Source organism: Streptomyces sp. NPDC044033 (assembly GCF_056434425.1).
This window is the reverse complement of sequence record NZ_JBWKFF010000015.1, coordinates 79,089-101,040: the sequence shown is the minus strand read 5'-3', so window position 1 is coordinate 101,040 and position 21,952 is coordinate 79,089. Positions and strand designations below refer to the sequence as shown.

Annotated in this window: 20 protein-coding genes and 1 pseudogene; 10 read left to right on the top strand and 11 right to left on the bottom strand. The window is 70.4% G+C overall.

Going from position 1 to position 21,952, the window contains the following annotated elements; genetic code table 11:
* Positions 1-23 precede the first annotated feature (23 nt).
* From AC07AB_RS25215 to AC07AB_RS25205, 3 genes are all read right to left on the bottom strand, one after another.
* Complete coding sequence (locus AC07AB_RS25215; RefSeq protein WP_478570794.1) at positions 24-545, bottom strand: GNAT family N-acetyltransferase; 522 nt, start codon at positions 543-545, stop codon at positions 24-26.
* Positions 546-573: 28 nt separating this feature from the next.
* On the bottom strand, positions 574-2,151 hold the full coding sequence (locus AC07AB_RS25210; protein WP_478570791.1) for an asparagine synthase: 1,578 nt from the start codon (positions 2,149-2,151) through the stop codon (positions 574-576).
* 72 nt (positions 2,152-2,223) lie between these two features.
* Positions 2,224-2,388: a hypothetical protein gene (locus tag AC07AB_RS25205; protein ID WP_478570789.1), complete on the bottom strand. Its 165-nt coding sequence runs from the start codon at positions 2,386-2,388 to the stop codon at positions 2,224-2,226.
* A 286-nt stretch (positions 2,389-2,674) separates the two neighbouring features.
* On the opposite strand from AC07AB_RS25205, the gene AC07AB_RS25200 reads away from it, so the two are divergent.
* Positions 2,675-3,901, top strand: a complete 1,227-nt coding sequence (locus tag AC07AB_RS25200) for a helix-turn-helix transcriptional regulator (RefSeq protein WP_478570786.1) — start codon at positions 2,675-2,677, stop codon at positions 3,899-3,901.
* A gap of 21 nt (positions 3,902-3,922) precedes the next feature.
* Positions 3,923-4,291, top strand: a complete 369-nt coding sequence (locus AC07AB_RS25195) for a hypothetical protein (protein ID WP_478570783.1) — start codon at positions 3,923-3,925, stop codon at positions 4,289-4,291.
* Positions 4,292-4,306: 15 nt separating this feature from the next.
* Here AC07AB_RS25195 and AC07AB_RS25190 read toward each other — a convergent pair whose 3' ends face one another.
* From AC07AB_RS25190 to AC07AB_RS25170, 5 genes are all read right to left on the bottom strand, one after another.
* Positions 4,307-6,049: an N-acyl-D-amino-acid deacylase family protein gene (locus tag AC07AB_RS25190; RefSeq protein ID WP_478570781.1), complete on the bottom strand. Its 1,743-nt coding sequence runs from the start codon at positions 6,047-6,049 to the stop codon at positions 4,307-4,309.
* 257 nt (positions 6,050-6,306) lie between these two features.
* Positions 6,307-7,434 (bottom strand): LLM class flavin-dependent oxidoreductase, encoded by a 1,128-nt coding sequence (locus tag AC07AB_RS25185; RefSeq protein ID WP_478570779.1) that lies wholly within the window; start codon positions 7,432-7,434, stop codon positions 6,307-6,309.
* A gap of 153 nt (positions 7,435-7,587) precedes the next feature.
* A complete protein-coding gene (locus tag AC07AB_RS25180) occupies positions 7,588-8,373 on the bottom strand; it encodes an SDR family NAD(P)-dependent oxidoreductase (RefSeq protein WP_478570777.1) in 786 nt (261 codons plus the stop codon).
* A gap of 275 nt (positions 8,374-8,648) precedes the next feature.
* Positions 8,649-9,563, bottom strand: a complete 915-nt coding sequence (locus tag AC07AB_RS25175) for a TIGR03619 family F420-dependent LLM class oxidoreductase (protein WP_478571087.1) — start codon at positions 9,561-9,563, stop codon at positions 8,649-8,651.
* A gap of 258 nt (positions 9,564-9,821) precedes the next feature.
* On the bottom strand, positions 9,822-11,048 hold the full coding sequence (locus AC07AB_RS25170) for an amidohydrolase family protein (protein WP_478570774.1): 1,227 nt from the start codon (positions 11,046-11,048) through the stop codon (positions 9,822-9,824).
* A 117-nt stretch (positions 11,049-11,165) separates the two neighbouring features.
* On the opposite strand from AC07AB_RS25170, the gene afsR reads away from it, so the two are divergent.
* The 3 genes from afsR (at position 11,166) to AC07AB_RS25155 (ending at position 14,968) form a co-directional block, all read left to right on the top strand.
* Entirely contained in the window at positions 11,166-14,138 is a 2,973-nt protein-coding gene (afsR, locus tag AC07AB_RS25165; protein ID WP_478571085.1) for an SARP-family global regulator AfsR, read from the top strand.
* 208 nt (positions 14,139-14,346) lie between these two features.
* Positions 14,347-14,589 carry a hypothetical protein gene (locus tag AC07AB_RS25160; RefSeq protein ID WP_478570772.1) on the top strand — a complete coding sequence of 81 codons (243 nt, stop codon included), beginning with the start codon at positions 14,347-14,349 and terminating at the stop codon, positions 14,587-14,589.
* Between the two features lie 214 nt (positions 14,590-14,803).
* Complete coding sequence (locus AC07AB_RS25155) at positions 14,804-14,968, top strand: hypothetical protein (RefSeq protein WP_478571107.1); 165 nt, start codon at positions 14,804-14,806, stop codon at positions 14,966-14,968.
* 546 nt (positions 14,969-15,514) lie between these two features.
* On the opposite strand, the pseudogene AC07AB_RS25150 reads toward AC07AB_RS25155, so the two are convergent.
* Positions 15,515-15,830, bottom strand: a pseudogene (locus AC07AB_RS25150) (transposase); the annotation flags it as partial.
* Positions 15,831-15,882: 52 nt separating this feature from the next.
* Positions 15,883-17,631: a fatty acid--CoA ligase family protein gene (locus AC07AB_RS25145; RefSeq protein ID WP_478570770.1), complete on the bottom strand. Its 1,749-nt coding sequence runs from the start codon at positions 17,629-17,631 to the stop codon at positions 15,883-15,885.
* Positions 17,632-17,952: 321 nt separating this feature from the next.
* Between AC07AB_RS25145 and AC07AB_RS25140 the strand changes: the two genes are divergently transcribed.
* The 3 genes from AC07AB_RS25140 to AC07AB_RS25130 are packed head-to-tail and all read left to right on the top strand — an operon-like array spanning position 17,953 to position 20,360.
* Positions 17,953-19,104, top strand: a complete 1,152-nt coding sequence (locus tag AC07AB_RS25140; RefSeq protein ID WP_478570768.1) for a lipid-transfer protein — start codon at positions 17,953-17,955, stop codon at positions 19,102-19,104.
* Positions 19,105-19,110: 6 nt separating this feature from the next.
* Positions 19,111-19,575 (top strand): Zn-ribbon domain-containing OB-fold protein, encoded by a 465-nt coding sequence (locus AC07AB_RS25135; protein WP_478570766.1) that lies wholly within the window; start codon positions 19,111-19,113, stop codon positions 19,573-19,575.
* Complete coding sequence (locus AC07AB_RS25130; RefSeq protein ID WP_478570763.1) at positions 19,572-20,360, top strand: enoyl-CoA hydratase/isomerase family protein; 789 nt, start codon at positions 19,572-19,574, stop codon at positions 20,358-20,360. The genes AC07AB_RS25135 and AC07AB_RS25130 overlap by 4 nt, the downstream gene beginning before the upstream one ends.
* Before the next feature lie 30 nt (positions 20,361-20,390).
* On the opposite strand, the gene AC07AB_RS25125 is transcribed toward AC07AB_RS25130, so the two are convergent.
* The gene (locus tag AC07AB_RS25125) at positions 20,391-20,606 is read right to left on the bottom strand and encodes a hypothetical protein (protein ID WP_478570762.1); all 216 of its coding nucleotides are present in this window, start codon (positions 20,604-20,606) and stop codon (positions 20,391-20,393) included.
* A 10-nt stretch (positions 20,607-20,616) separates the two neighbouring features.
* Here AC07AB_RS25125 and AC07AB_RS25120 point away from each other — a divergent pair, with 10 nt between their 5' ends.
* The gene (locus tag AC07AB_RS25120; protein WP_478570761.1) at positions 20,617-20,760 is read left to right on the top strand and encodes a hypothetical protein; all 144 of its coding nucleotides are present in this window, start codon (positions 20,617-20,619) and stop codon (positions 20,758-20,760) included.
* A gap of 404 nt (positions 20,761-21,164) precedes the next feature.
* Positions 21,165-21,884: a hypothetical protein gene (locus AC07AB_RS25115; RefSeq protein ID WP_478570759.1), complete on the top strand. Its 720-nt coding sequence runs from the start codon at positions 21,165-21,167 to the stop codon at positions 21,882-21,884.
* Positions 21,885-21,952: the final 68 nt, after the last annotated feature.

The window sequence follows — 21,952 nt, the reverse complement described above, 5'->3', positions numbered from 1 at the left end:
GGGGCAGAGGGCAGGTCAGACGATCACGCTGACCGGATTGGCAGGTCGGAGAGCTCTTCGGCCTTGCGCGCCAAGAGGTAGGCCGCGTGACCGTGGCGTTCGGTGGTGTGGACGAGATGGAAACCCTGCACATCCCGGTAATAGCGGACCAGTCCCGCGTGGCCGCACCCGCGTCGTACCCATTCCCTGCCCGCGCGGGCCGCGTGTCCGAGCGCCCACCAGGCGATCAGCGCGCCGGGGCGTTCGTCCCGGCGGGCGGGGTCGGTGAAGGTGGTGGCGAGGAAGAGGGCGGATTCGCCCCGTTCCGCGTCGGTCCAGCCCCACTGCGGGGTTTCCTCATACAGGCTGGTGCAGCCGACCAGACGTCCGTGGGGATCGGTCATCGCCCAGACCGGGGTGCGATCGTCGGCGGCTCGGGCGGCGATCTCGTCCGCACGCTCGGGCAGTTCCTCACCGCCTTCCAGCCCGCGCCGGACCATCCAGACGGCGCGGTCGCGGATCAGGGCGGCGTAGGCGGGAACGTCGGCTCGGGTAGCCGGGCGCATGACGTACACGGTCTCTCTCCAGGGCGGGTCACGAGTGAGCACTGCGGGCGGCGAGGTGGGCGGCGACGACATCGGCGAGTCGGTCGTCCGTCTCCAGGATTGTGCCCCCGCGGATGCGGCGGATGGCTTCGGCGAAGGCGTCGGGGTCGATCAGCTTGGCGTCGATGAGCGGCGAGCCGTCGCTGAGGATGCGATCGGCATGTGCCGGGATGTTCTCGCGCAGGGCCTTGTGCATGACGTCGGTGAAGTTCTCGGGTTGTTGGGGGCGCACCACATCATCGGAGAAACCGAGGTGGGCGAGGCGTCTGCGGTGCAGGGCCTTGTCAGAGCGCCACGCGCGGGGCAGCCACTCGCCGAAGCGGATCATCGCGGGATCCGCGAAGGGGTGGACAGGCCACATCCGCGCCTTCAGTAGCAGCGGCGCGGCGGAGGCCAGCGCCAGCAGGGTCATTTCGTTGACTGCCGTTGGCGGAGCGGTGTCGACTTCGGCGTCGCGGAGAACTTCGCGGGCGACATGACCGAGCCAGGGTGTTGAACGGTGGGCGGGGCCGATCGGCAAGCGCGGCACTTCGCTCGGCGTGACTGCCAGCATCTCGTCCCCGCCGATGCCAGTGATCACTGTCCGGACGCCATGCGCGTCGAGCGCTTCCACCAGGGCGGTGGTCGCCTCGTGGTACGGCTCCTCGTACGGATTGACGAAACCGCCCAGCGCCCGGCGCCCCATGGGGTGCAGGGGCCCGAGGGCATCTGCGTCAGTGGTCACGTCCGCGCGGAAGCCGGCGTGATGAATCATTTCCCGTCGGCGTCGGCGTTGCTGTACACCGCCGGGCCCGGGCAGCAGCATGGCGGAGGACAGGATGCGCCCGGGGTAACGGAGAGAGGCATGAGTACCGGTGACAGCGGAGTCCATGCCGCCGGACAGGTGTGCGGCCGTAGTGTCCGGGTCGAAGACATGCCGGCCCAGGACACCGTCCAGCAGTTCCTCGTAAGCGACCAGGACATCGGCGTCTTCGCGCAGCGTGCGGGCAGCGGAATGGAGCGCGGGCCCGGGCATCCGGAAGGAGAGTGACCGGCCGTCGAAGACGGCGGTCGCTCGTTCGGTGAGCCGGTACAGGCCGGTGAAACTGGTGCGGTGGGTGTAGCGGAACCACAGGGCCAGCAGGCGGGTCACTTCGACCACATCGAGCCTCACAGCCTGCAGGCTGCGCGCGCTGTCGGCCATATTCCACGAGCCGCATAGCGCACCGGCGTTGACCGTGAGATAGACGGGTGCGATGCCGTGCGTTCCAGCGCTGAGGGTCACCCGTCCGGTCTTGGCGGTCTCCACGATGATGAAGTCGAGCGGCCATCGGCGGGCTTCGTCCAGGAGGCGGTGGTACCCGTCTGTCGGCAGTTCGGCCACGGGACGGCGTCCGTGTTCCTCGCGATCCGGCAGCAGTTCCCGGACCGTGACGAACGCGGCCCCCGTAGACCTGTCTGCCACCGTGCGCGTATCCAGGGCGGGGTGGGCGAGCGGTTCGATCCATGACCGGCCGGACTCCAAACGGGCTCCGTTCCATGTCCACGTTCCAGCCGGAATCTGCGGGTTGATATGCAGCTTCAACACGGTCGGTCCTCGGGGGAAGCGGGTCGGTCCGGTCCGGAACGCGGTCGGCGTCCCGGACCGGAGCACCCTGGTTCAGACGCGGATGGAGTCGTACTCATGGTTGGTGTCGCTGGACCCCGGGTCTTTCTTGTAGGCGAAACGCTCTGCCAAATCCGGTACGTGGTACTGCGGTTCATCCGCGAAGATGCGGCTGCCCACCTGGGCCGCCAGTGCGGTCTGCTCGTCGAGCTGTGCCATTTCCTTCCCCTGTCCTCTCGGGTTCCGTATGACGGCCCGGCGTCGCCCGTGGCCCCGGAGGGGAGGGCTGGAGCAGCCCTGGCGCCCCTCGGTCTCCCCCCGGTGGCGACGGGTTCGGTCCGGATCGTTCAGCCATCTCCGCCGCCCCTCGTGGTGGGCCGGGTACGAGGACCAGTGAAGGCCCAAGCGCGTGCGGGGGCCACGGCAGAACTACCGGAGTTCTGCCGCACGTCCGCCGCATCCATTACCGTGAGCTGCCGCAATGTCACAGCCGGGAGGGCTGGCCATGGGAGCCAGACGTGATCGACTCGTACACCGCAGGAAGGTCTGCGGTTACAGCCAGGAACAACTGGCTGACGCGCTCGGTGTGGACCGCACGTCCATCGGCCGGTGGGAACGCGGCGAGGCGAGCCCCCGGGCGTTCCTGTGGCCCAAGCTGGCCCGCCTGCTCAGGGCGGCTCCTTCAGAGTTTGACAAGCTGTTGCAGCCGGATTCAACCGCACCCGCAGCTGTGGCCGAGACAAAGGGCGGTGACCTTGACGACGTGATCCGACGAGACTTTCTCCAGCTGATGACCGTGACGGCGGCAGCCCCCGCGCTACCCCTCCCAGTGGATGCCGCCGACCGTGATCACGGGTACCGGCCGATGAACGAGCACCTGTGGCAGGTGTATTCACTGGCTTCCTCCAAACGGTCCGTGTATCCCCTCGTACGCGACCAGGCCACCTCGCTGGCTACCGCCCTGCGCAGCGCCGGTACTGAATCGACTCGCAAACAGCTGAGCCAGGAGGCCGGAGACCTGTTCCAACTCGCCGGCGAAGTCCTGTTCGACGGCAGCCGCTATACCGAAGCGGCGTACTGCTACACCCTCGCGGCAAGCGCCGCGAAGGAGGCGGGAAATCCGGACCTATGGGCCTGCGCACTGACCCGGCACGCCTTTATCGGCCTGCACGGCGACCAGAGGTATGAGGAGACAGTTCCCCTGCTGGAAGCGGCTCGTGCTGTCGCTGAACGCGGGAACACCGCCTTGTCCACGCGCCACTGGGTGGCGGCAGTACAGGCCGAGGCATACTCCGGTATAGGGGACTTGGACGCCTGTAAGCGTGCTCTGGACCAGGCCGAGGATGTCCACAGCCTCAGTCGAGGAATGCACAACGGTGGCTGGCTGCGCTTCGACGGGTCCCGCCTCGCCGAGGAACGCGGTACCTGTTTCGTGCGGCTCGGGCGGCCCGATTTGGCGGAGGGGGCCCTGACCGAGGCATTGAGTATGAACCTCTCCAGGCGACGCCGAGGAAGCGTGCTCACGGACCTCGCCCTCCTGGGAGCCCAGCGGCGCGACGTGGACCAGATCATCGGATATGCCGGAGACGCCCTTGAACTCGCCCGGCAGAGCGCATCAGGCTATGTCGCACGCAGGTTGCGCAGCTTGCAGCCGAGGCTGGTCCCGTTCCTGTCCGACCGACGTGCAAGTGATCTCAATGACCGGATTACGGAGTTGGATTCAGCCATCTGACTCAGCCGAGAGGAAAGCATCTTGAGCAACGACAACGGGCGCGTCTTCCGCGAGGCATGGATCGCGGGAGTCACCAAGCACTACCCCGGCGAGCCCAAGCCCGGCTACATCACGCCCTGGGACAGCACCCCGGACTGGGAGCGGGCAGCGGCTGCGGCCGTGTACGAACAGGTACGCCAGTTCATCGAGATCAGCGGTGGGGCCGCGCGGAAACTCACCCGCGAGCAGCGCGGCCACTACATCGCGACCTGCTGGATTGCCCAGATCTTCAAGCATTTCGAAGACCCCAAGCCCGGATACGTCGCAGATTACGCCGACCTACCCGACTGGCAGCGCGAGACGGACGCCGACATCTTCGACGGTATCGAGGACCACGTGGGGCGTCCGTAGCCCCGTCGAGCACCGTCACACCCGCGTATCCACCGTCCGCGTGTCCCGCCCCGACCGCAGCACCACCCCTGGCACCGCACCCGTCACCACGTCGTCGCGGATCGTCTCCACCCCGTTCACCCGGACGCTCACGATGCCCAGCGCCCGCGAGTCCAGCCGCGGGCTGTCACCCGGCAGGTCGTGGACGAGCGTGGCCGGGCCGGCGTCGATCCGGTCGGGGTCGAAGAGCACCAGGTCCGCGTGGTAGCCCTCCTCGATGCGGCCGCGCGACCGCAGCCCGAACAGCTGGGCCGGATCGTCCGTCAGCATCTGAACGGCCCGCTCCAGCGGTACGAGCTTCCGGCGGCGCAGGCAGTCGCCGATGAAGCGCGTGGTGTACGGGGCCCCGCACATCCGGTCCAGGTGGGCGCCCGCGTCCGAGCCGCCGAGCAGGACGTCCTGGTGCTCCCAGGTGCGGCGGCGCAGCTCCCAGCTGTCCGGGTCGTTGTCCGCCGGCATCGGCCACAGGACGGTGCGCAGATCGTCGGCGGCGCAGATCTCCACCAGGCACTCGAAGGGTTCCTGGGAGCGTTCGGCTGCGATGTCGCGCACCACCCGTCCGCTCAGACCCTCGTTGGCCGCCGAATAGGTGTCGCCGATCACGTACCGGTCGAAGTTCGCCAGCCGGCGGAAGACCCCGGCCTCCTTGCTGTCGGCGCGGCGCAGCATCTCGGCCCGTACGTCCGGTTCGCGGAGCTTCGCGATGCGCTCGGGCACCGGGAGGGCGAGGACGTCGCCCCAGCCGGGGATGAGGTTCAGCGCGCAGAAGGTGCCCAGGGACATGTTCATCGGGGTCAGGATCGGCATCGTCAGCGCGACGATCCGGCCGCCCGCCCGGCGGGCCCGCTCACTGGGTACGAGCTGACGCGGCACTCGTTCGGGGACAGCGGCGTCGATGGTCAGCACGTTCCAGTTCAGGGGGCGGCCAGCGGCGGCCGTCATGTCCACGAGGAGGTCGATCTCCTCGTCCGCGAACTGGTCGAGGCACCCGGCCACGATCGCCTCGATCTGCGTCCCCTCGTGCTCGCCGACCGCGCGGCAGAGCGCGAGGAGTTCGGAGGGGAGGGCGTGCCGGGAGGCGACGGGCTTCCCGTCGCCGTCGGAGTGGGTGGCCGACTGCGTCGTCGACAGGCCCCACGCGCCCGCGTCCATCGCCTCGTGGAAGAGTTCGAGCATCTGCGCGAGCTGCTTCTCGTCGGGCTGTCCGCCCACGGCGTCCGGCCCCATGACGTACCGGCGCAGCGCGCAGTGCCCGACCATGAAGCCCGCGTTGACGGCGGTCCGCCCGTCCAGGGCGTCCAGGTACTCCCCGAAGCCGGACCAGGTCCAGGGCGCGCCCTCCTCCAGCGCGGCCAGGGACATGCCCTCGACCTTGCTCATCATGCGCCGCGTGTAGTCGGCGTCCCCGGGGCGGGCGGGGTTGAGCGGGGCGAGGGTGAATCCGCAGTTGCCGCCGGCGACGGTCGTCACGCCGTGGTTCATGGACGGGGTGGCGTAGGGGTCCCAGAAGAGCTGGGCGTCGTAGTGGGTGTGCGGGTCGACGAATCCGGGCGCCAGTACCAGGCCGGCCGCGTCCTCGCTCGTACGGGCCTCCTCGGTGACGGTGCCCGGCTCCGCGATGACCGCGATCCGGCCGTCGCGGATGCCCAGGTCCGCCACGCGTGCGGGAGCGCCCGTTCCGTCCACGACGGTCGCTGCGCGGATGAGGTGGTCGAGCATGCGTCAGGTCCCCTTCTTCTCTGTCGCCTCGCTGTTGGTTCCCGTTGGCCCTTGTCGGTCCTCGTTGGCCCCGTTGGTCCTCGTCGGCCGCGTTGGCCCCGTCGGCCCTCGTTGGCCCCCGGTGCCGGGCTTCGCTGCCCGTCTGCCCTGCCGGGCCTCACTGCCCCGTCCGCGCCCCGCAGGCGTCGGCGAAGGTGCCGGGACGGCGTTCCGGGAGGCGCCGTCCCGGCGTCCGTGGGTGTTGTCACTCAGCGGTGTCAGGAACCGGACGACTGCCGGAACCGCGTCGTCCGGTGCACAGGGTCCGTATCGATCTTCGGGATCACGTGTTCACCTATCAGGCGGATCGTGTTCAGCGTGTCCTCGGACGAGATCCCGATCGGCAGCCCGAAGGACAGTTGGTCCGCCCCCGCCTGCTCCCACCGCTTGCACTGCCGGAACACCTCGTCCGGGTCGCCGCAGATCATCAGCTCCTCGGCGATCAGCAGCTCGATGATCTCGGTGCTGTACTCCGGGAGCAGTTCCGGCCACTCCGGAATCCCCTCCGGGCGCGGGAAGGTGTCGTGGTAGCGGAACAGCAGGGACTGAAGGTAATTGAGCCCGCCGCCGACGGCGATCTCGACGGCCTTCTCATGAGTCTCGGCGCAGATCGCCGTGGAGGTGACCATCACATTGTCGTTGACGAAGTCGCCAATGGCCTCGGCTTCCTTGATCGCCGACTTGTAGGAGTCGACGACCCACTCCATGTCCGCGACCTTCTGCACGCTGAACCCCAGTACGCCCAGCCCCTTCTTGGCGGCCATGGCGTACGAGGACGGGGACCCGGCCGCGTACCACATGGCGGGGTGGGACTTCCCGTACGGCTTCGGCAGGATCTTGCGGGGCGGCAGCTGCCAGAACTTCCCCTCGAAGCCCTGGTATTCGTCCTGGAGCCACATCTTGGGGAATTCGGCGATCGTCTCTTCCCAGATCTCCTTCGTGTAGTTCATATCGGTGACGCCCGGTATGAAGCCGAGGATCTCGTGGCTGCCCGCTCCGCGTCCGCTGCCGAACTCGAAGCGCCCGCCCGAGAGATGGTCGAGCATGGCCACCTTCTCGGCGACCTTCACCGGGTGGTTGACCTGGGGCAGCGGGTTGAAGATGCCCGAGCCCAGGTGGATGCGGTCCGTCGCGTGCGCGAGGTAGCCCAGGTAGACGTCGTTGGCGGAGAGGTGGGAGTACTCCTCCAGGAAGTGGTGCTCGGAGGCCCAGGCGTACTTGAACCCGGACTTGTCCGCCTGGATGACGTACTCGGTCTCCTCCATCAGCGCGTGGTGCTCGGCCTCGGGATCGGCCTGCGCCCGCCGGGCCGGCACGTATCCCTGCACAAAGAGCCCGAATTCCAAGGTTCTCTCCTCCAGGGGTGCGGGGGTCGCCCCGCTCTATTCCTGACGCTCCGTCAGATGTCGGATCACGGTCGACTGTGGCACCGAGCAGGGTAGTCGTCAATACCTGACGACCCATCAGATAGCTGGCTGAGGGAGGCCCAGAACGCGGGCTCAGAACAGAGACACTCCGGCCAGCCAGCCACCATCGATCACAAACGGCTGCCCCGTGATGTACGAGGAGTCATCCGAGGTCAGGAACAGTGCCAGGTTGGCCACCTCCTCCGGCCGCCCGATCCGCCCCATCGGCACCACCTTGCGGTACAGCTCCGCCATGGCCGCCTCCGACGCCTCCGCGTCCGCCCCCGGATCGAGCTGCGCCGGATTGGTCATCGGGGTGTCGACGGCCCCCGGGCAGACGGCGTTGACCCGGATGCCCCTGGCCGCCAGCTCCATCGCGGCGACCCGGGTCATCCCGACGATCGCGGCCTTCGTCGCCGCGTACGAGGTCAGCAGCGCCATGCCCGTAACCGCCGTGTACGAGGCCGTGTTCACGATCGTCCCGCCGCCCGCCGCCTCCAGCTCGGGCACCACCGACTTCATCCCCAGAAAAGCACCTATCTGGTTGACCTGCACCACTTGCAGGTACTCCTCCAGCGGGGTGTTCGCCAGCTCGTTGAAGCGCAGGATTCCGGCGTTGTTGACGAGCCCGTCCAGCTTCCCGAACGCCTCCTTCGTCTCGGCCACGGCGGACGTCCACTCCGCCTCGTCGCGCACGTCCAGGTGTACGTACCGGGCCGACCCCTCGCCGATATCTTTGGCCACGGCCTCACCCGCCTCGTCCAGCACGTCCGCGAGCACCACCTTCGCCCCCTCGGCGGCGAACAGCCGTGCCTCTTGCTCCCCTTGCCCGCGCGCGGCGCCCGTGATGAGCACAACGCGCCCGTCCAACTTGCCCATGTCCGCCTCCATGCCGTCGCGGTGGCCCGGTCGCCCACCACCACGGGGGGCTGCCGGGCAGGATTCAGCCCCTCCGGCTTTGCGGAGGAGCGAGCCGGGGGCAGAGCCCCGGCTTCGAAGAAAGGGGGGCGCTCTCCCGGCTAAAGGACCCGCGCAGAGAGCCCGTACAGAGGCCCCGGGTACAGGACCCGAGTACAGGAACGGTCTCCCGCCGAGCCATATCCCGACGAGCCGTCTCCCGCCGCACCGGCCCCACCCGCGCCGCCCCACCGCCCCTAAACGGCGCCCAGTCCCGGTGCGACCTCCGCCGCGAACGCCTCCATCTGATCGAGGAGTTCGGCGCGGTCCCGGCACCGGAAGCGCACCTGGATCTGGTGCACGCCCATCGCCCCGTACGCGCGCAACGACTCGGCGACGGCCTCGCCCTTGCCGCGCAGGGTCCGCCGGCCGACATCCCAGGAGGGCTCGCCCACGTACAGCGCCTCGGTGATCGCGCCGATCGCCACGGGCTCGGCGACCCCGGCCGCCTCCCTCAGCTCCCGCAACCTGGCGATCTTCGCCGGGAGCTGGTCGCGCCGGTCGCCCTGCGGAAGCCATCCGTCGCCCCGTACGGCCGCACGCCGCACCGCCGCGGGCGAGGAGCCGCCCACCCAGATGGGCGGCCGCGGCGCTCTGGCGGGCCGCGGCGCCTGGCCCAGCCCGCTGAACGCGAACCGCTCCCCGCTGAACTCCGCGAACTCCGACGGCCCGAGCGCCGCCTTCAGCGCGTCGACGGTCTCGTCGAGCACGGCTCCCCGCGCCGCGAACTCCACCCCCAGCACCTCGAACTCCTCCGGTACATGCCCGGCGCCCACCCCGAGCACCAACCGCCCGCCGGAGAGGTGGTCGAGGGTCGCGTACTGCTTGGCGGTGATCAGCGGATGGCGCAGCCCGGCCACCGCGACATGGCTCAGCAGCAGCACGCGCTCCGTGGCCGCGGCGAGGTAGGAGAGGGTGGCCACCGGGTCGTACCAGACCGTGCCCATCGCGTCGGCGAGCCGCCGCGGAATCGCCACGTGGTCGCACGAGGCGATGTACGCGAAACCGAGCCGGTCCGCCGCGCGCGCCACCGCCACCAGGTCCTCGGGGCCCGCCCCGGCCTCCCAGGGCTCCGCGAAGATCGTGCTCTGCGACTGGACGGGGAGCTGCATCCCGTACGCGAGCCGCCCTTCCGGAAGAACCCACAGCCCGTTACCCACTCCGCCTCCTCAAGACACGTCTCTCCTCTGCCGTTACGTCTTCCGTCCCAACTCCCCAGCCGGCTCTCCAGGCAGGTGCCGTCCGCCCCGGGACCAGCCGCCTTCCGCCTTCCGCCTTCCGCCTTCCGCCTTCCGCCTTCCGCCTTCCGCCTTCCGCCTTCCGCCAAGCGCCTACCGCCTTCCGCCAAGCGCCTACCGCCCGGCCTCCCCCTACCGCCTCGCCTCCGCCCATCGCCCGTCAGGCGTCAGCCCGAGCAGCTCGATGGCGTTGCCGCGTACGATCCGCTCCACCACGTCCGGCGCGAGGTGGCCCATCTGGTCCTCGCCGACCTCCCGTGAGCGGGGCCAGGTCGAGTCGGAGTGCGGGTAGTCGGTCTCGTACAGGACGTTCCCGACGCCGATCGCGTCCAGGTTCTTCAGGCCGAAGGCGTCGTCGAAGAAGCAGCCGTAAACGTGCTCAGCAAACAGTTCCGACGGCGGCCTGAGCACCTTGTCGGCGACGCCGCCCCAGCCGCGGTTCTCCTCCCACACCACGTCCGCGCGCTCAAGGATGTACGGGATCCAGCCGATCTGGCCCTCCGCGTACATGATCTTGAGGTTCGGGAAGCGGTCGAACTTCCCCGACATCAGCCAGTCGACCATCGAGAAGCAGCAGTTGGCGAAGGTGATCGTCGATCCCACCGCCGGGGGCGCGTCCGCGGAGGTGGAGGGCATCCGGCTCGACGAGCCGATGTGCATCGCGATGACGGTCCCGGTCTCGTCACAGGCTTGCAGGAAGGGATCCCACTCGTCCGTGTGAATGGAGGGGAGCCCCAGGTGTGGCGGAATTTCGCTGAAGCACACGGCGCGCACGCCCCGCGCGGCGTTGCGCCGCACCTCGGCCGCAGCCAGTTCGGCGTCCCACAGCGGGACCAGTGTCAACGGGATCAGCCGGCCGTCGGCCGCCGGGCCGCACCAGTCCTCGACCATCCAGTCGTTGTACGCGCGCACCCCCAGCAGCCCCAGTTCGCGGTCCTTCGCCTCGGTGAAGGTCTGCCCGCAGAACCGCGGGAAGGTGGGGAAACAGAGCGCCGATTGAACGTGGTTGACGTCCATGTCGGCCAGCCGCTCGGGCACGGAGTACGACCCCGGACGCATCTGTTCGTAGGTGATGCCTTCGAGTTTGATGTCGTCCCTGTCATATCCGACAGCGGTATCCAGCCGAGTCAGCGGACGGTGCAGATCCTCATATACCCACCAGTCCGCGATCGGCCCGTCGTCCCCGGGAGCCCCCATCTTCGGCGCGAACTTACCGCCGACGAAGGTCATTTCCTTGAGCGGAGCCCGGACGATACGCGGCCCTATGTCGTGGTATTTCGTTGGGAGTCGATCCCGCCAGACGCTGGGGGGCTCAACCGTATGGTCATCCACCGAGATTATCTTCGGGAAGCTCTCCATGGCTGTCACGGTAGCGCCCATCTGACGATCCGTCAGCTAGCGGGATGCGGCCAACTCTGGCAGGCATTGTGCAGACGCCCGGTCCCCCCCTGCCGCGAAGGGCACGGACAAGGCAAACTGACCGGTGCGACCAAGCAGCACAGGCAGGGGGTCACCATGGCCGGCGACACAGGGCACCGGCAGCCGCTGCGCTTCACCGTGCTTGGGCCCGTACGGGCCTGGCGCGGCGTGGAGCAGCTCAACACCGGATCACCGCAGCAGCGCGCACTGCTCGCCGCCCTACTGCTGCGGGGCGGCCGCACCGCCACCGCGGCCGAACTCGTCGACGCCCTGTGGGGCGACGAACCCCCGCACGCGGCGCTCGCCGCCCTGCGTACGTACGCCTCCCGGCTGCGCAAGGTGTTCGGCCCGGACGCCGAAGCGCTCATCAGCGAATCCGGCGGCTACGCCATGTGCGTCGGCGTGGGCGGCCTCGACATCGACCGCGCGGAGCAACTCGCGGCCGAGGCCGACAAGGCCCGCCACTCCGGCGACCGTACGAGCGCCCGCGCGCTCATCAACGACGCCCTCGACGTCTGGGGCGGCGAGCCGCTCGCCGGCGTTCCCGGCCCGTTCGCGGACACCCAGCGCACCCGGCTCGAAGAGTGGCGGCTCTCCCTCGTCGAGACACGCCTCGACCTCGACCTCGAAGCGGGCCGGCACTCCGACATCGTCTCCGAGCTCACCGCCCTGACCGCCGCCCACCCGCTGCGCGAACGGCTGCGCGAACTGCTGATGCTGGCCCTGTACCGCAGCGGCCGCCAGGCCGAGGCGCTCGCCGTGTACGCGGACACCCGCCGGCTGCTCGCGGACGAACTCGGGGTCGACCCGTGCCCCGAACTCGCCGATCTCCAACAGCGCATCCTGCAAGCCGACATCGAACTCGCCGCGCCCGCCGTCCACGACGAGGACCGGCCCGCCACGAGCGGCCCCTCCTTCACCCGCCCCGCCCAACTGCCCGCCACCGTCTCCGACTTCACCGGCCGGGCCGCCTTCGTGGGCGAGCTGAGCGACCAGCTCGCCACGGCGGAGGGCCGGATCATGGCCGTATCGGCCGTCGCGGGCATCGGTGGCGTCGGCAAGACGACACTGGCCGTGCACGTCGCCCACGCCGCCCGCCACCACTTCCCCGACGGCCAGCTCTACATCGACCTCCAGGGCGCGGGCCCCTCCGCCTCCGACCCCGAAGCGGTCCTCGGCTCCTTCCTGCGGGCCCTGGGCACCCCCGACACCGCCATCCCCGACGGCGTCGAGGAGCGCGCCGCGCTCTACCGCTCGACGCTGGACGGCCGCCGCGTGCTCGCCCTGCTCGACAACGCGCGCGACGCGGCGCAGGTCCGCCCGCTGCTGCCGGGCATGGAAGGGTGCGCGGCCCTCGTCACCAGCCGCTCCCGGATGGTCGACCTGGCCGGCGCCCACCTCGTCGACCTCGACGTCATGAGCCCGGAGGAGGCGCTCGTCCTCTTCACCCGCATCGTGGGCGACGAGCGGGTCGGCGCGGAGCGCGACGCGGCCATGGACGTCGTCGCCGCGTGCGGCTTCCTCCCGCTCGCCATCCGCATCGCGGCCTCCCGGCTCGCCGCGCGCCGCACCTGGACCGTCTCCGTACTGGCCCGCAAGCTCGCCGACGAGCGCCGCCGGCTGGACGAACTGCGCGCCGGCGACCTCGCCGTGAAGGCCACCTTCGAGCTGGGCTACGGACAGCTGGAGCGCTCCCAGGCACGCGCCTTCCGCCTCCTGGGGCTGGCGGACGGGCCGGACATCTCCCTGGCCGCGGCCGCGGCCGTGCTCGACCTGGACACCGAAGCCACCGAGGAACTCCTCGAATCCCTCGTCGACACCTCACTCCTGGAGTCCGCCGCGCCGGGCCGCTACCGCTACCACGACCTGGTGCGGCTCTACGCGCGTGCATGCGCGGAGCGGGACGAGCAGCCGCCGTCGGAGCGGGTGGCGGCGATGTCGCGGCTGCTGGACTTCTATCTGTCCACCGCGGCCGGGGTGTACGCGATCGAGCGCCCCGGCGACCGGCTCGTCGACCACCTGGCCCCGGCCGAGCGCCGGGGCCTGACCTTCCCGGACCGGGACGCCGCACTGGACTGGCTCTTCGCCGAGGCCAACTGCCTGCTGGCGTGCGCGCAGCAGTCCGCCGCGGACGGCATGCTGCGGCGCGGCGCGGACCTGCTGATGGCCGCCGTCGACCTCGCCGAGTCCGGCGCCAACTCCCGGCAGTACGAGATGGCCGCCGCGGCCATCAGCGAGGCCGCGTCCGCGGCGCAGGACGCGCTCGCGGAAGGCCGGGCGCGTACGTTCCTGGCCCACGTCCGCAGCCTCGTCGGCAAATTCACCGAGGCCGACGAACAGGCCCAGCGCGCCATGCTGCTCGGCGTCGCCGCCGGGGACCCGGTGCCCACCTGCCGGGTGCCCAACCAGCGCGGGATCATCGCGCTCTACCAGCAGCGGTACGAGGACGCGGAGGCGTATCTCCAGCGGGCGATCGAGGCGTTCCGCGCCGACGACAACCGACCGGGCGAGGCCAGCGCGCTGTGCAACCTCTCGCGCGTACGGCTGGCGATGAACCGCACCGGCAGCGCGGTCGAGCTGGCGCAGCGCGGCATCGACATCTACAACAGCCTCGGCCTCACGCTCCGGCTCGCCAACGCCAAGTACGCGCTGGGGCTGGCACTGACCCGCGCCGGTCACTTCGCCGACGCCTTCAGCCAGCTGACGGCGGCCCTCACCATCTTCCACGAGAGCCGTCAGCCGCTGTGGGAAGGCATGGCACACTACCGGCTGGCTGAGGCGCACCTCGCCGCGCGCCGCCCGGCGCAGGCCGCGGGCCACGCGGAACAGGCCCTCGGATTGCGCGGGATCGGCGGCGACTGGCGTCGTGCCATCGTGCTGACAGTGCTGGGCAGAGCGCTGACGGGGATCGGGCAGACCGACCGGGCCCGCGCCTGCTGGCAGGAGGCGCTCTCGATCCACGAGCAGCTGAAGACGGTCGAGGCGGACGAGGTGCGGGAGCTGCTGTCGCCGCCCGTAGCGGCCGCCTGACCCGCGCAGCGCATCGTTCATCATTCGTTTATCGCCGAGCGGCATTCTCTCTTATGTCGATCCGTCGCGTCGGGGGGCAGGCGGGTCGAGATCAGGACCTCACCATTATGGTGAGCGGTCCTGAGGCACCCGCCCGGCGGCCCACGGGGGAGATCGCCGGGCGGGTTCATTCAACCCCACCGCCCACAGTTCAATGGAGTTGATTCAAATGAGCGACCAGAAGCCACCCACCGGTCCAATCACCCCGCAGGACGAGCACGCGGGCAGCACCCGCCCGATCATCGCCGCCAAGGACGAGCACGCGGGGGCGCCTCGTCCGATCATCACGCCGCAGGATGAGCACGCGGGGAGCACCCGCCCGATCATCGCCGCCAAGGACGAGCACGCGGGGGCGCCTCGTCCGATCGTCAAGCCGCAGGATGAGCACGCGGGGTCGGCGGACCCGAAGTAACCGAAGCCATAGCGCGCACGGGGGAATGACGTAGAGACCGGCCTCGACGGCACGGAGGGGGAGCCGTCGGGGCCGGTCTTTACGCATACGCGGGGGCACACAGGTTCGATTGCGCCAAAATGCCGGCAAGTTCGGGCCACTTGGCCTGAGTCGGCCAGTTGTTGTTAATAGATTCATTCGGCGAATGGCACTCCCGCCAGTTGGAGGAGTTGGAATGACCCGCACGAAGAAGGCCCTCGCATCTGTTCTCTTCGCCGCCACGGCCGCCCTCAGCCTCGTGACGGCTCTCGATGAGCATGCGACCCGGCCATCACCCCAGGACAGTCACGCCGCCCTCGCGATACCGGCGGACGAGCACGCCACCGACAGCGAGCTGTAGCGGGTCGCGCCTCGTTGAGGACAGGACAGCGCGGCGTGGCGTGGCGTGGCGTGGCTCTCCACGTCGCGTGGAGAGCACGTCGCGTGGAGAACCGCACCGGGTGGAGAAGCGCGCATCGTCGAGAGACGCGCATCGTTGAGAATCAGCGCCCCGGGCTGCTGCCGGTGAGTGAGTCGGTCTGCGAGTTTGGCGGTCTGCGAATGGGGCTGCCGGCGAATGAGGCGGTCGCCGAGTGGGGCTGCCGGAGGGTGAGGCCGCCGGCAGCCTCCCGGGGCGGCCATCTCGATGGCCATCGAGATGGCCGTCGGGATGGCGCACGGGGTGTGGTGGACGGTGACGGGTGCAAGGCGGTGTCCGGTGGATCACGTGACTGCCTTGCGCTCGGGATCGCCGGTCTGGGCGTCGGGATCGCCGGTCTGGGCGGTGGGCAAGGGGCCGCGAGCCCAGCCCGGGCGACGGCAAGGAGTACCTGGAGGCCCCGCCGGAAGACGTGCGAGTGGTCGTCCGCATCACCCCGACCAAGATCCTCGGCAACGACACCAAAGCCGCGCGGCAGGACATCGAGTCGACGCTGGCCATGCTCCAGTCGATCCGGCCCACGAGATCGGCATCCGCCTGGACGGCATGCAGGATCCGGTCCCACGTGCCGTCCGCCGATCATCGCGCCGATGCCGTCCGTAGACGGCCTTCCAGCTACCGAAACGCTCCGCAAGGTCGCGCCACGGTCTGCCCGTCCGGACCGGAGCAAGATCCCGTTGATCACCCTGCGGTGATCACTCCACCGCCCTCCACGCTGATCCGACACGGGCAAGTGCAGCTCCAGCCGCACCCATTCCGCATCCGTCAGATCACCCCGCCCCACCCCGGACACAACGGGCAGGCAACCCAACGGTCGATGATCCGCCGGACAGGACCTACCGCGCGCCCGGGCGGAGCAGGGTCTTGAGGATCTTGCCGCTCGCGTTGCGCGGCAGATCCGCTACGAACTCGACCTCTCGCGGCACTTTGTAGTTCGCCATTTCCCGGCGTGACCAGGCGATCAGATCGTCGGCGGTCAGCGTCGCGCCCGCGCGCCGCACCGCGAAAGCCTTGCCTGCCTCACCGAGCCGCGCGTCCGGTATGCCGACGACCGCGGCATCGGTGACGTCCGGATGGCGGGTGAGGATCTGCTCTATCTCGGCGGGATAGGCGTTGAAGCCGCCGACGATGTACATGTCCTTGATCCGGTCCGTGATGCGCAGGTTGCCGTCGGCGTCCAGCACGCCGACATCGCCGGTGTGCAGCCAGCCGTCGCCGTCGATCGCCTCGGCGGTCCCCCGCGGGTCCTCGAAGTAGCCGGACATCACCTGATAGCCGCGGACGAGGATCTCGCCGGGCTCACCCGGCGGCAGGACCTCCCCCGAGGGGCCGACGACCACGACCTCGGTATCGGGGATGGCGCGGCCCGACGTGCCCGAGATAACCTCCGCCGGATCGCCGCGACGGCACATGGTGACCATGCCCGTGGCCTCGCTCATCCCGTACGCGGTCAGCACCGTCCCGATCCTCAGCTCCCCGCGCAACCGCTCCACGAGCCGCAGCGGCACGACGGCGGCGCCCGTGACGACCAGCCGCAGCGGCGACAGATCGTGCTGCGCGCGGGACGGATGGTCGAGGAGCGACTGGTGGAGCGTGGGCGGACCGGGCAGCACCGTGACCCGCTCGGCGGCGATGTTGGCGAGGACGGTGTCCACGTTGAAGACAGGCTGCGGAATCATCGTCGCGCCCCGCATCAGGCAGGCGATGATGCCCGCCTTGTAGCCGAAGGTGTGGAAGAAGGGGTTCACGATCAGATAGCGGTCCCCCTCCTCCAGCCCGGCCAGTTCGCTCCAGACGCCGAAGGCGCGCAGGGTCTGGGCGTGGGTGATGACCGCCCCCTTGGGCGCTCCGGTAGTGCCCGAGGTGAAGAGGATGTCGGAGGGGTCGGACGGCCGGATACCGGCCACCCGCGCCCGTACGGCCTCGGGTGCCACCGCGTCCCCGGCCGCCAGGAACTCCTTCCAGGTACGGAAGTCCGAAGGCGCGTCCTCGGCCAGGACCACGACCTCGCGCAGCTGCGGAAGCCCGGGGAGCGGGCCGCTGCTCGCCGGGGCTCCCGGGCGCCGGCCTGACTCCTCCCCTGGGTCCGACCCCGAGTCCGGCTCCCGGCCCGGCCCTGCGCCCTCCCCCGCGCCCTGCCCTGCCGTGTGTCCCGGCTCGCGTGGCGTTTCGCGTCCTGCGGCGCGCCCCGGGCCGCCGCCCGCCGCGCGCCGCAGCGAGGCCACGTACGAGGTGCCGAGGAAGGTGCCGGTGACGAAGAGCAGCCGGGCGCGGGTGCGCCGCAGGACGTCCGCGGCCTCGGCGCCCTTGAAGCGGGTGTTGACGGGGACGAGCACCGCGCCCGCCGAGACCGCGCCCAGGGCGCAGACGATCCAGTCGAGGGTGTTGGGGGCCCAGACGGCGACCCGGTCGCCCGGCTCGACACCGGCGGCGACACAGGCCGCGGCGGCGCGCTCGACTCTGCCGCCGAGCTGCGCGTACGAGACGCGGGTACGGCCGTCGGCGACCGCCTCGCGGGTGGCGTACCGCTCGGCGGCCACCCGGACCAGGTTGGGAATCGAGCCGAACTCCACGTCACCGCGCATCGTATGACCTCCCGCACCACTAGCTGACTACCCGTCAGATTAGCGGTAGCCTTCCCCCCTGTCAGCAGCGAAGCAGGCACGACCACGCACGCGGAAACGGTCACGGCCACTGTCACGCACGCGAGTACGGGCATGGCCGCGAGTACGGCCACGAGCGCGGGCGCAGGCAGAAGCGTCGAAGCGGACACCGGCACGAACGCGAACACCGGCACAAGCACGACCACAAGCACGACTACAGGCACAGGCGTAGGCACAGACGCAGACACCAGCGCGGACACAACCGCGGACCCGCCGCGGACGGACCCGACCACGGAGGTGGCGATGGCGGCAACGCTCAAGGACGCTACGGCGATCGTCGGAATAGGTCAGACCCCCTTCGCCAAGCAACTGGCCGAATCAGAAAGAACCTTGGCCTGCCGCGCCATCGTCGCCGCCCTCGACGACGCGGGCATCCCCCCTTCCCAGGTCGACGCCTTCGCCTCGTACACGATGGAGGAGACGGACGAGGTCGAGGTCGCCAAGGCCATCGGCGCGGGCGACGTGACCTTCTTCTCCAAGGTCGGCTACGGCGGCGGCGGTTCCTGCGCCACCCTCGCCCACCTCGCCGCGGCCATCGCCACCGGACAGGCGTCCGTCGGCGTCGCCTGGCGCTCCCGCAAGCGCGGCTCCGGTCCCCGCCCCTGGTCGAACACCACCGCCCAACTCCCCACCCCCGGCCAGTGGACCCGCCCGTTCGGACTCCTGCGCCCCGCCGACGAGATCGGGCTGCTGGCCCGCCGCTATATGCACGAGTACGGAGCCACCCGCGACCACCTCTTCAACGTCGCCCTCGCCTGCCGCAACCGGGCGAACCAGAACCCCGCCGCGATGATGTACGAACGCCCCCTGACCCGCGAGATGTACATGACCTCGCGCTGGATCAGCGACCCCCTCTGCCTCTTCGACAACTGCCTGGAGACGGATGGCGCGCTGGCCTGCGTCCTCGTCTCCGCCGAGCGGGCCCGCGACTGCCGCACCAAGCCCGTGTACGTCCACTCCGTCGCCCAGGGCCTCCCCTCCCAGCACCACGGCATGGTCAACTACTGGAACGACGACCCCCTCACCGGCCCCGCCTGGACCGCCGCCCGGCACCTGTGGAAGTCCGCCGACTTCGGGCCGCAAGACGTGCACGTCGCCCAGATCTACGACGCCTTCACCCCCCTCATCCCCCTGTCCCTGGAGGGCTACGGCTTCTGCGGCCGCGGCGAAGGGGCTGCCTTCACCGAAGGCGGCGCCCTCGAAAGCGGCGGCCGGCTGCCCATCAACACCGGAGGCGGCGGACTCAGCGAGGCGTACGTCCACGGCTTCAACCTGATCACCGAAGGCGTCAAACAGCTCCGCGGCACCTCCACCGCGCAGGTGCCCGACGCGGCGACCTGTCTGGTCACCGCGGGTGAAGGAGTCCCCACTTCGGCGCTGCTGTTGAGGAGTTGAGTTCTCATGTCCTCCATCATGAAGGCCACCACTGACAACGGCCTGCTGCTGCCCGTCGTCGACGAGGACGGCGCGCCCTTCTGGGAGTACGCGGCCCGCGGCGAACTGCGCGTGCAGACCTGCGCCGCCTGCGACGAACCGCGCTTCCCACCCCGCCCCTGCTGCCCGCACTGCCAGTCCTTCGACAGCTCCTGGTCCCGCACGAGCGGCCGCGGCCGCATCTGGTCGTACGTGTTCCCGCACCCGCCGCTGCTGCCCGCCTACGCCGAACAGGCCCCGTACAACGCGATCGTCGTCGAGCTGGCGGACCTCCCGCGCATCCGCCTCGTGGGGAATCTGGTCGCCGCCCCCGACGCCGCGCTGAACTCCGTGGACCCCGCCAGGCTCCGCATCGGCGCACCGGTCAAGGCGGTCTTCACCGAACTGGCCGAGGGCATGACCGTTCCGCGCTGGATGCTGGAGCGCCCATGACCACGGAAACCGGGACCGTACGCACCGAGAAGCGCCCGGACGGCGTCGCGCTCGTCACCCTGGACCGCCCCGACCGCCACAACGCGGTCGACCTGGCCACGGCCGCCGAACTGACCGCCGTCTGGCGCGGCCTGCGCTTCGACGACTCCGTACGGGCCGTCGTCCTCACCGGCGCCGGCGACCGCGCCTTCTGCACCGGCATCGACCGCACCGTCGACGTCCCGCAGCCGGCCTCCCCCTACTCCATGGACGATCCGCTCATCACCATCGGCCCCAAGGCCGCCGACCTGTGGAAGCCGGTCGTCGCGGCCGTCGGCGGCATGGCCTGCGGCGGGGCGTTCTACCTCCTGGGCGAGGCCGAGTTCATCGTCGCCGCCGAGAACGCGACCTTCTTCGACCCGCACACCACCTACGGCATGGTCAGCGCGTACGAGTCCGTCTACATGGCGCAGCGCATGCCCGCCGGCGAGGTCGCGCGCATGGCCCTGATGGGCACCGCCGAGCGCCTCTCGGCTCAACGGGCGTACGAGATAGGGCTGGTGTCCGAGGTGGTGCCACCCGGCGAGGCCGTCGGGGCCGCCCTGCGCGCGGCGGCCGTCATCGCCTCGTACCCGACGGAGGCCGTACAGGGGACCGTACGAGCCCTCTGGGCGACGAGAGAGGCGGCGCGGGCGCAGGCACTCGCCCTGGCGCCCTCGCTGATCTCGCTCGGCAATTTGCCGCCGGACCAGCAGGCGGGACTCTTCACGAGCCGCGCCCGTACGGGCGGCTACCGCGTGCGCTGACCGCCCGCACGGGGCGGCTTCAGCCCGGCGTCAGCCGACCGACCGCAGCCGGCAGGAGACCAGGTCGCTCGATACGGTGGCCGGGGACACCCGCACGGTCCCCGACGCGCCGCCGGCCAGCGTGATGCGGGCGCTGCCGAGTGAGACGGAGGCGCCCTGCCGGTCGCGGAAGTCGACGGTGACGCTGTAGGCGGCCCGTGCGCTGCCGCGGTTGGTCACCCGGACGGTCGCCGCCTCGTGCTTCACATCGTCCGAGATGCACTGGACGATCTTCGCCTCCGGCCGCGCGGCGCGGCTGGGCGACGCGCTGTGCGTACTGGTACTGCCGCTGCCGACGCCGCGGTTTCCGGCGGACGTGCCGTACGAGCCCGACGAACCGTACGAGCCCGAGGAGCCGTAAGAACCAGAGGAGCCGGAGGAGCCCGAGGAGCCGTAATCGGAGCTCGAACCCGACCCGGAGTCCGATCCGGAGCTGTGGCGCGAGTGGGAGCTGCTGCACCCGCCTCCGCCCCCGCTGTGGCGGCTGGTACTGCCGTGGCTGCCGTGACTCCCGTGCCCATGGCCCCGGCTGAAGCCGGTGAGCGAGACCAGAACGAGCGCGACGACGGCCGTGAGCCTCAAATGGCGGGCTGCCATGTTTCTTCCTCCCCCGATGGATACCCGTGCCTCGTACTGCCTTGGCCGACGGGCCCGCGTCACGTTAGCAGCGGCCGGCGGTGGCCCGGCCGCGCATGGCGAGCGGCCGAAACCGGGCGTAGCGTCGGATTCAGGGCGAACGGAAACGAGAGAGTGAGGCGAATGCCCGTGGTGCGCAACGCACTCGGTTCCGTCGTGGCCCTCATTGGAGCGGCGGCCGCCGTATGGAGCCCCTTCCGTGCCTGGTACGACGGCCGTCTCGGGCGTGATTTCCGCGTCCAGGACCTCTTCAACGGCGTCACGGGGACGCATGCCGAGCTGATGGGCTCGCTCTTCCTGCCGATGGCGTTCGCGGGTCTCGTGACACTGGTGGGGCTGGTGTTGCGGTCCCGCCTGCTCATCACGCTCGCGGGCCTGGTGACGCTGGGGTTCACGGTGCTGTGGATGGTGCGCCAGGGCCAGGCAGCGGGCGACCTCACGGTGAACGGCGACGGGAACGGGCTGAACATCGGCGTCGCGGCCGCCCTCGGCGGCGGCGTGCTGCTGCTTCTCGCGGCCGCCCTCATGAGCGGCCGCCGCGGCGCGCACCGCCGACGCCGCCGGACGGCCGAGCCGGAGCAGCAGGAGCCGACGCGGTACGACGGGCAGCCTGACCCCTACGAACAGCCGACGCGGTACGAGCAGTCGTACGCCGAGCCGTACGAGCAGCCGCACAAGGAGCCGCACGCCGAGCCCTACGAGCAGCCCCAGAGGGAGCCGTACAGCGAGCCGCACGGTGCCTCGCGTGACCGGGGACGTGACCGGGGAACGGCCGACACCCAGGAGTTCGACCGTCCGACCGCCGCCGATGGCACCTGGCCCACCCCGCCCCCGCGCGACGGCCGCTGACCGCTCCGCTCACGCCGGGCGGCCGGGTCCCTGAACCGTTCGAGCCGGGTCCCTGGACCGCTGGAAGG

Excerpts from the sequence above, each read along its gene's own strand:
- AC07AB_RS25215 (WP_478570794.1), bottom strand. The coding sequence starts at position 545 with ATGCGCCCGGCTACCCGAGCCGACGTTCCCGCCTACGCCGCCCTGATC.
- AC07AB_RS25205 (WP_478570789.1), bottom strand. The coding sequence starts at position 2,388 with ATGGCACAGCTCGACGAGCAGACCGCACTGGCGGCCCAGGTGGGCAGC.
- AC07AB_RS25200 (WP_478570786.1), top strand. The coding sequence starts at position 2,675 with ATGGGAGCCAGACGTGATCGACTCGTACACCGCAGGAAGGTCTGCGGT.
- AC07AB_RS25190 (WP_478570781.1), bottom strand. The coding sequence starts at position 6,049 with ATGCTCGACCACCTCATCCGCGCAGCGACCGTCGTGGACGGAACGGGC.
- AC07AB_RS25180 (WP_478570777.1), bottom strand. The coding sequence starts at position 8,373 with ATGGGCAAGTTGGACGGGCGCGTTGTGCTCATCACGGGCGCCGCGCGC.
- AC07AB_RS25175 (WP_478571087.1), bottom strand. The coding sequence starts at position 9,563 with ATGCAGCTCCCCGTCCAGTCGCAGAGCACGATCTTCGCGGAGCCCTGG.
- AC07AB_RS25170 (WP_478570774.1), bottom strand. The coding sequence starts at position 11,048 with ATGGAGAGCTTCCCGAAGATAATCTCGGTGGATGACCATACGGTTGAG.
- AC07AB_RS25160 (WP_478570772.1), top strand. The coding sequence starts at position 14,347 with ATGAGCGACCAGAAGCCACCCACCGGTCCAATCACCCCGCAGGACGAG.
- AC07AB_RS25155 (WP_478571107.1), top strand. The coding sequence starts at position 14,804 with ATGACCCGCACGAAGAAGGCCCTCGCATCTGTTCTCTTCGCCGCCACG.
- AC07AB_RS25145 (WP_478570770.1), bottom strand. The coding sequence starts at position 17,631 with ATGCGCGGTGACGTGGAGTTCGGCTCGATTCCCAACCTGGTCCGGGTG.
- AC07AB_RS25140 (WP_478570768.1), top strand. The coding sequence starts at position 17,953 with ATGGCGGCAACGCTCAAGGACGCTACGGCGATCGTCGGAATAGGTCAG.
- AC07AB_RS25135 (WP_478570766.1), top strand. The coding sequence starts at position 19,111 with ATGTCCTCCATCATGAAGGCCACCACTGACAACGGCCTGCTGCTGCCC.
- AC07AB_RS25130 (WP_478570763.1), top strand. The coding sequence starts at position 19,572 with ATGACCACGGAAACCGGGACCGTACGCACCGAGAAGCGCCCGGACGGC.
- AC07AB_RS25120 (WP_478570761.1), top strand. The coding sequence starts at position 20,617 with ATGCACTGGACGATCTTCGCCTCCGGCCGCGCGGCGCGGCTGGGCGAC.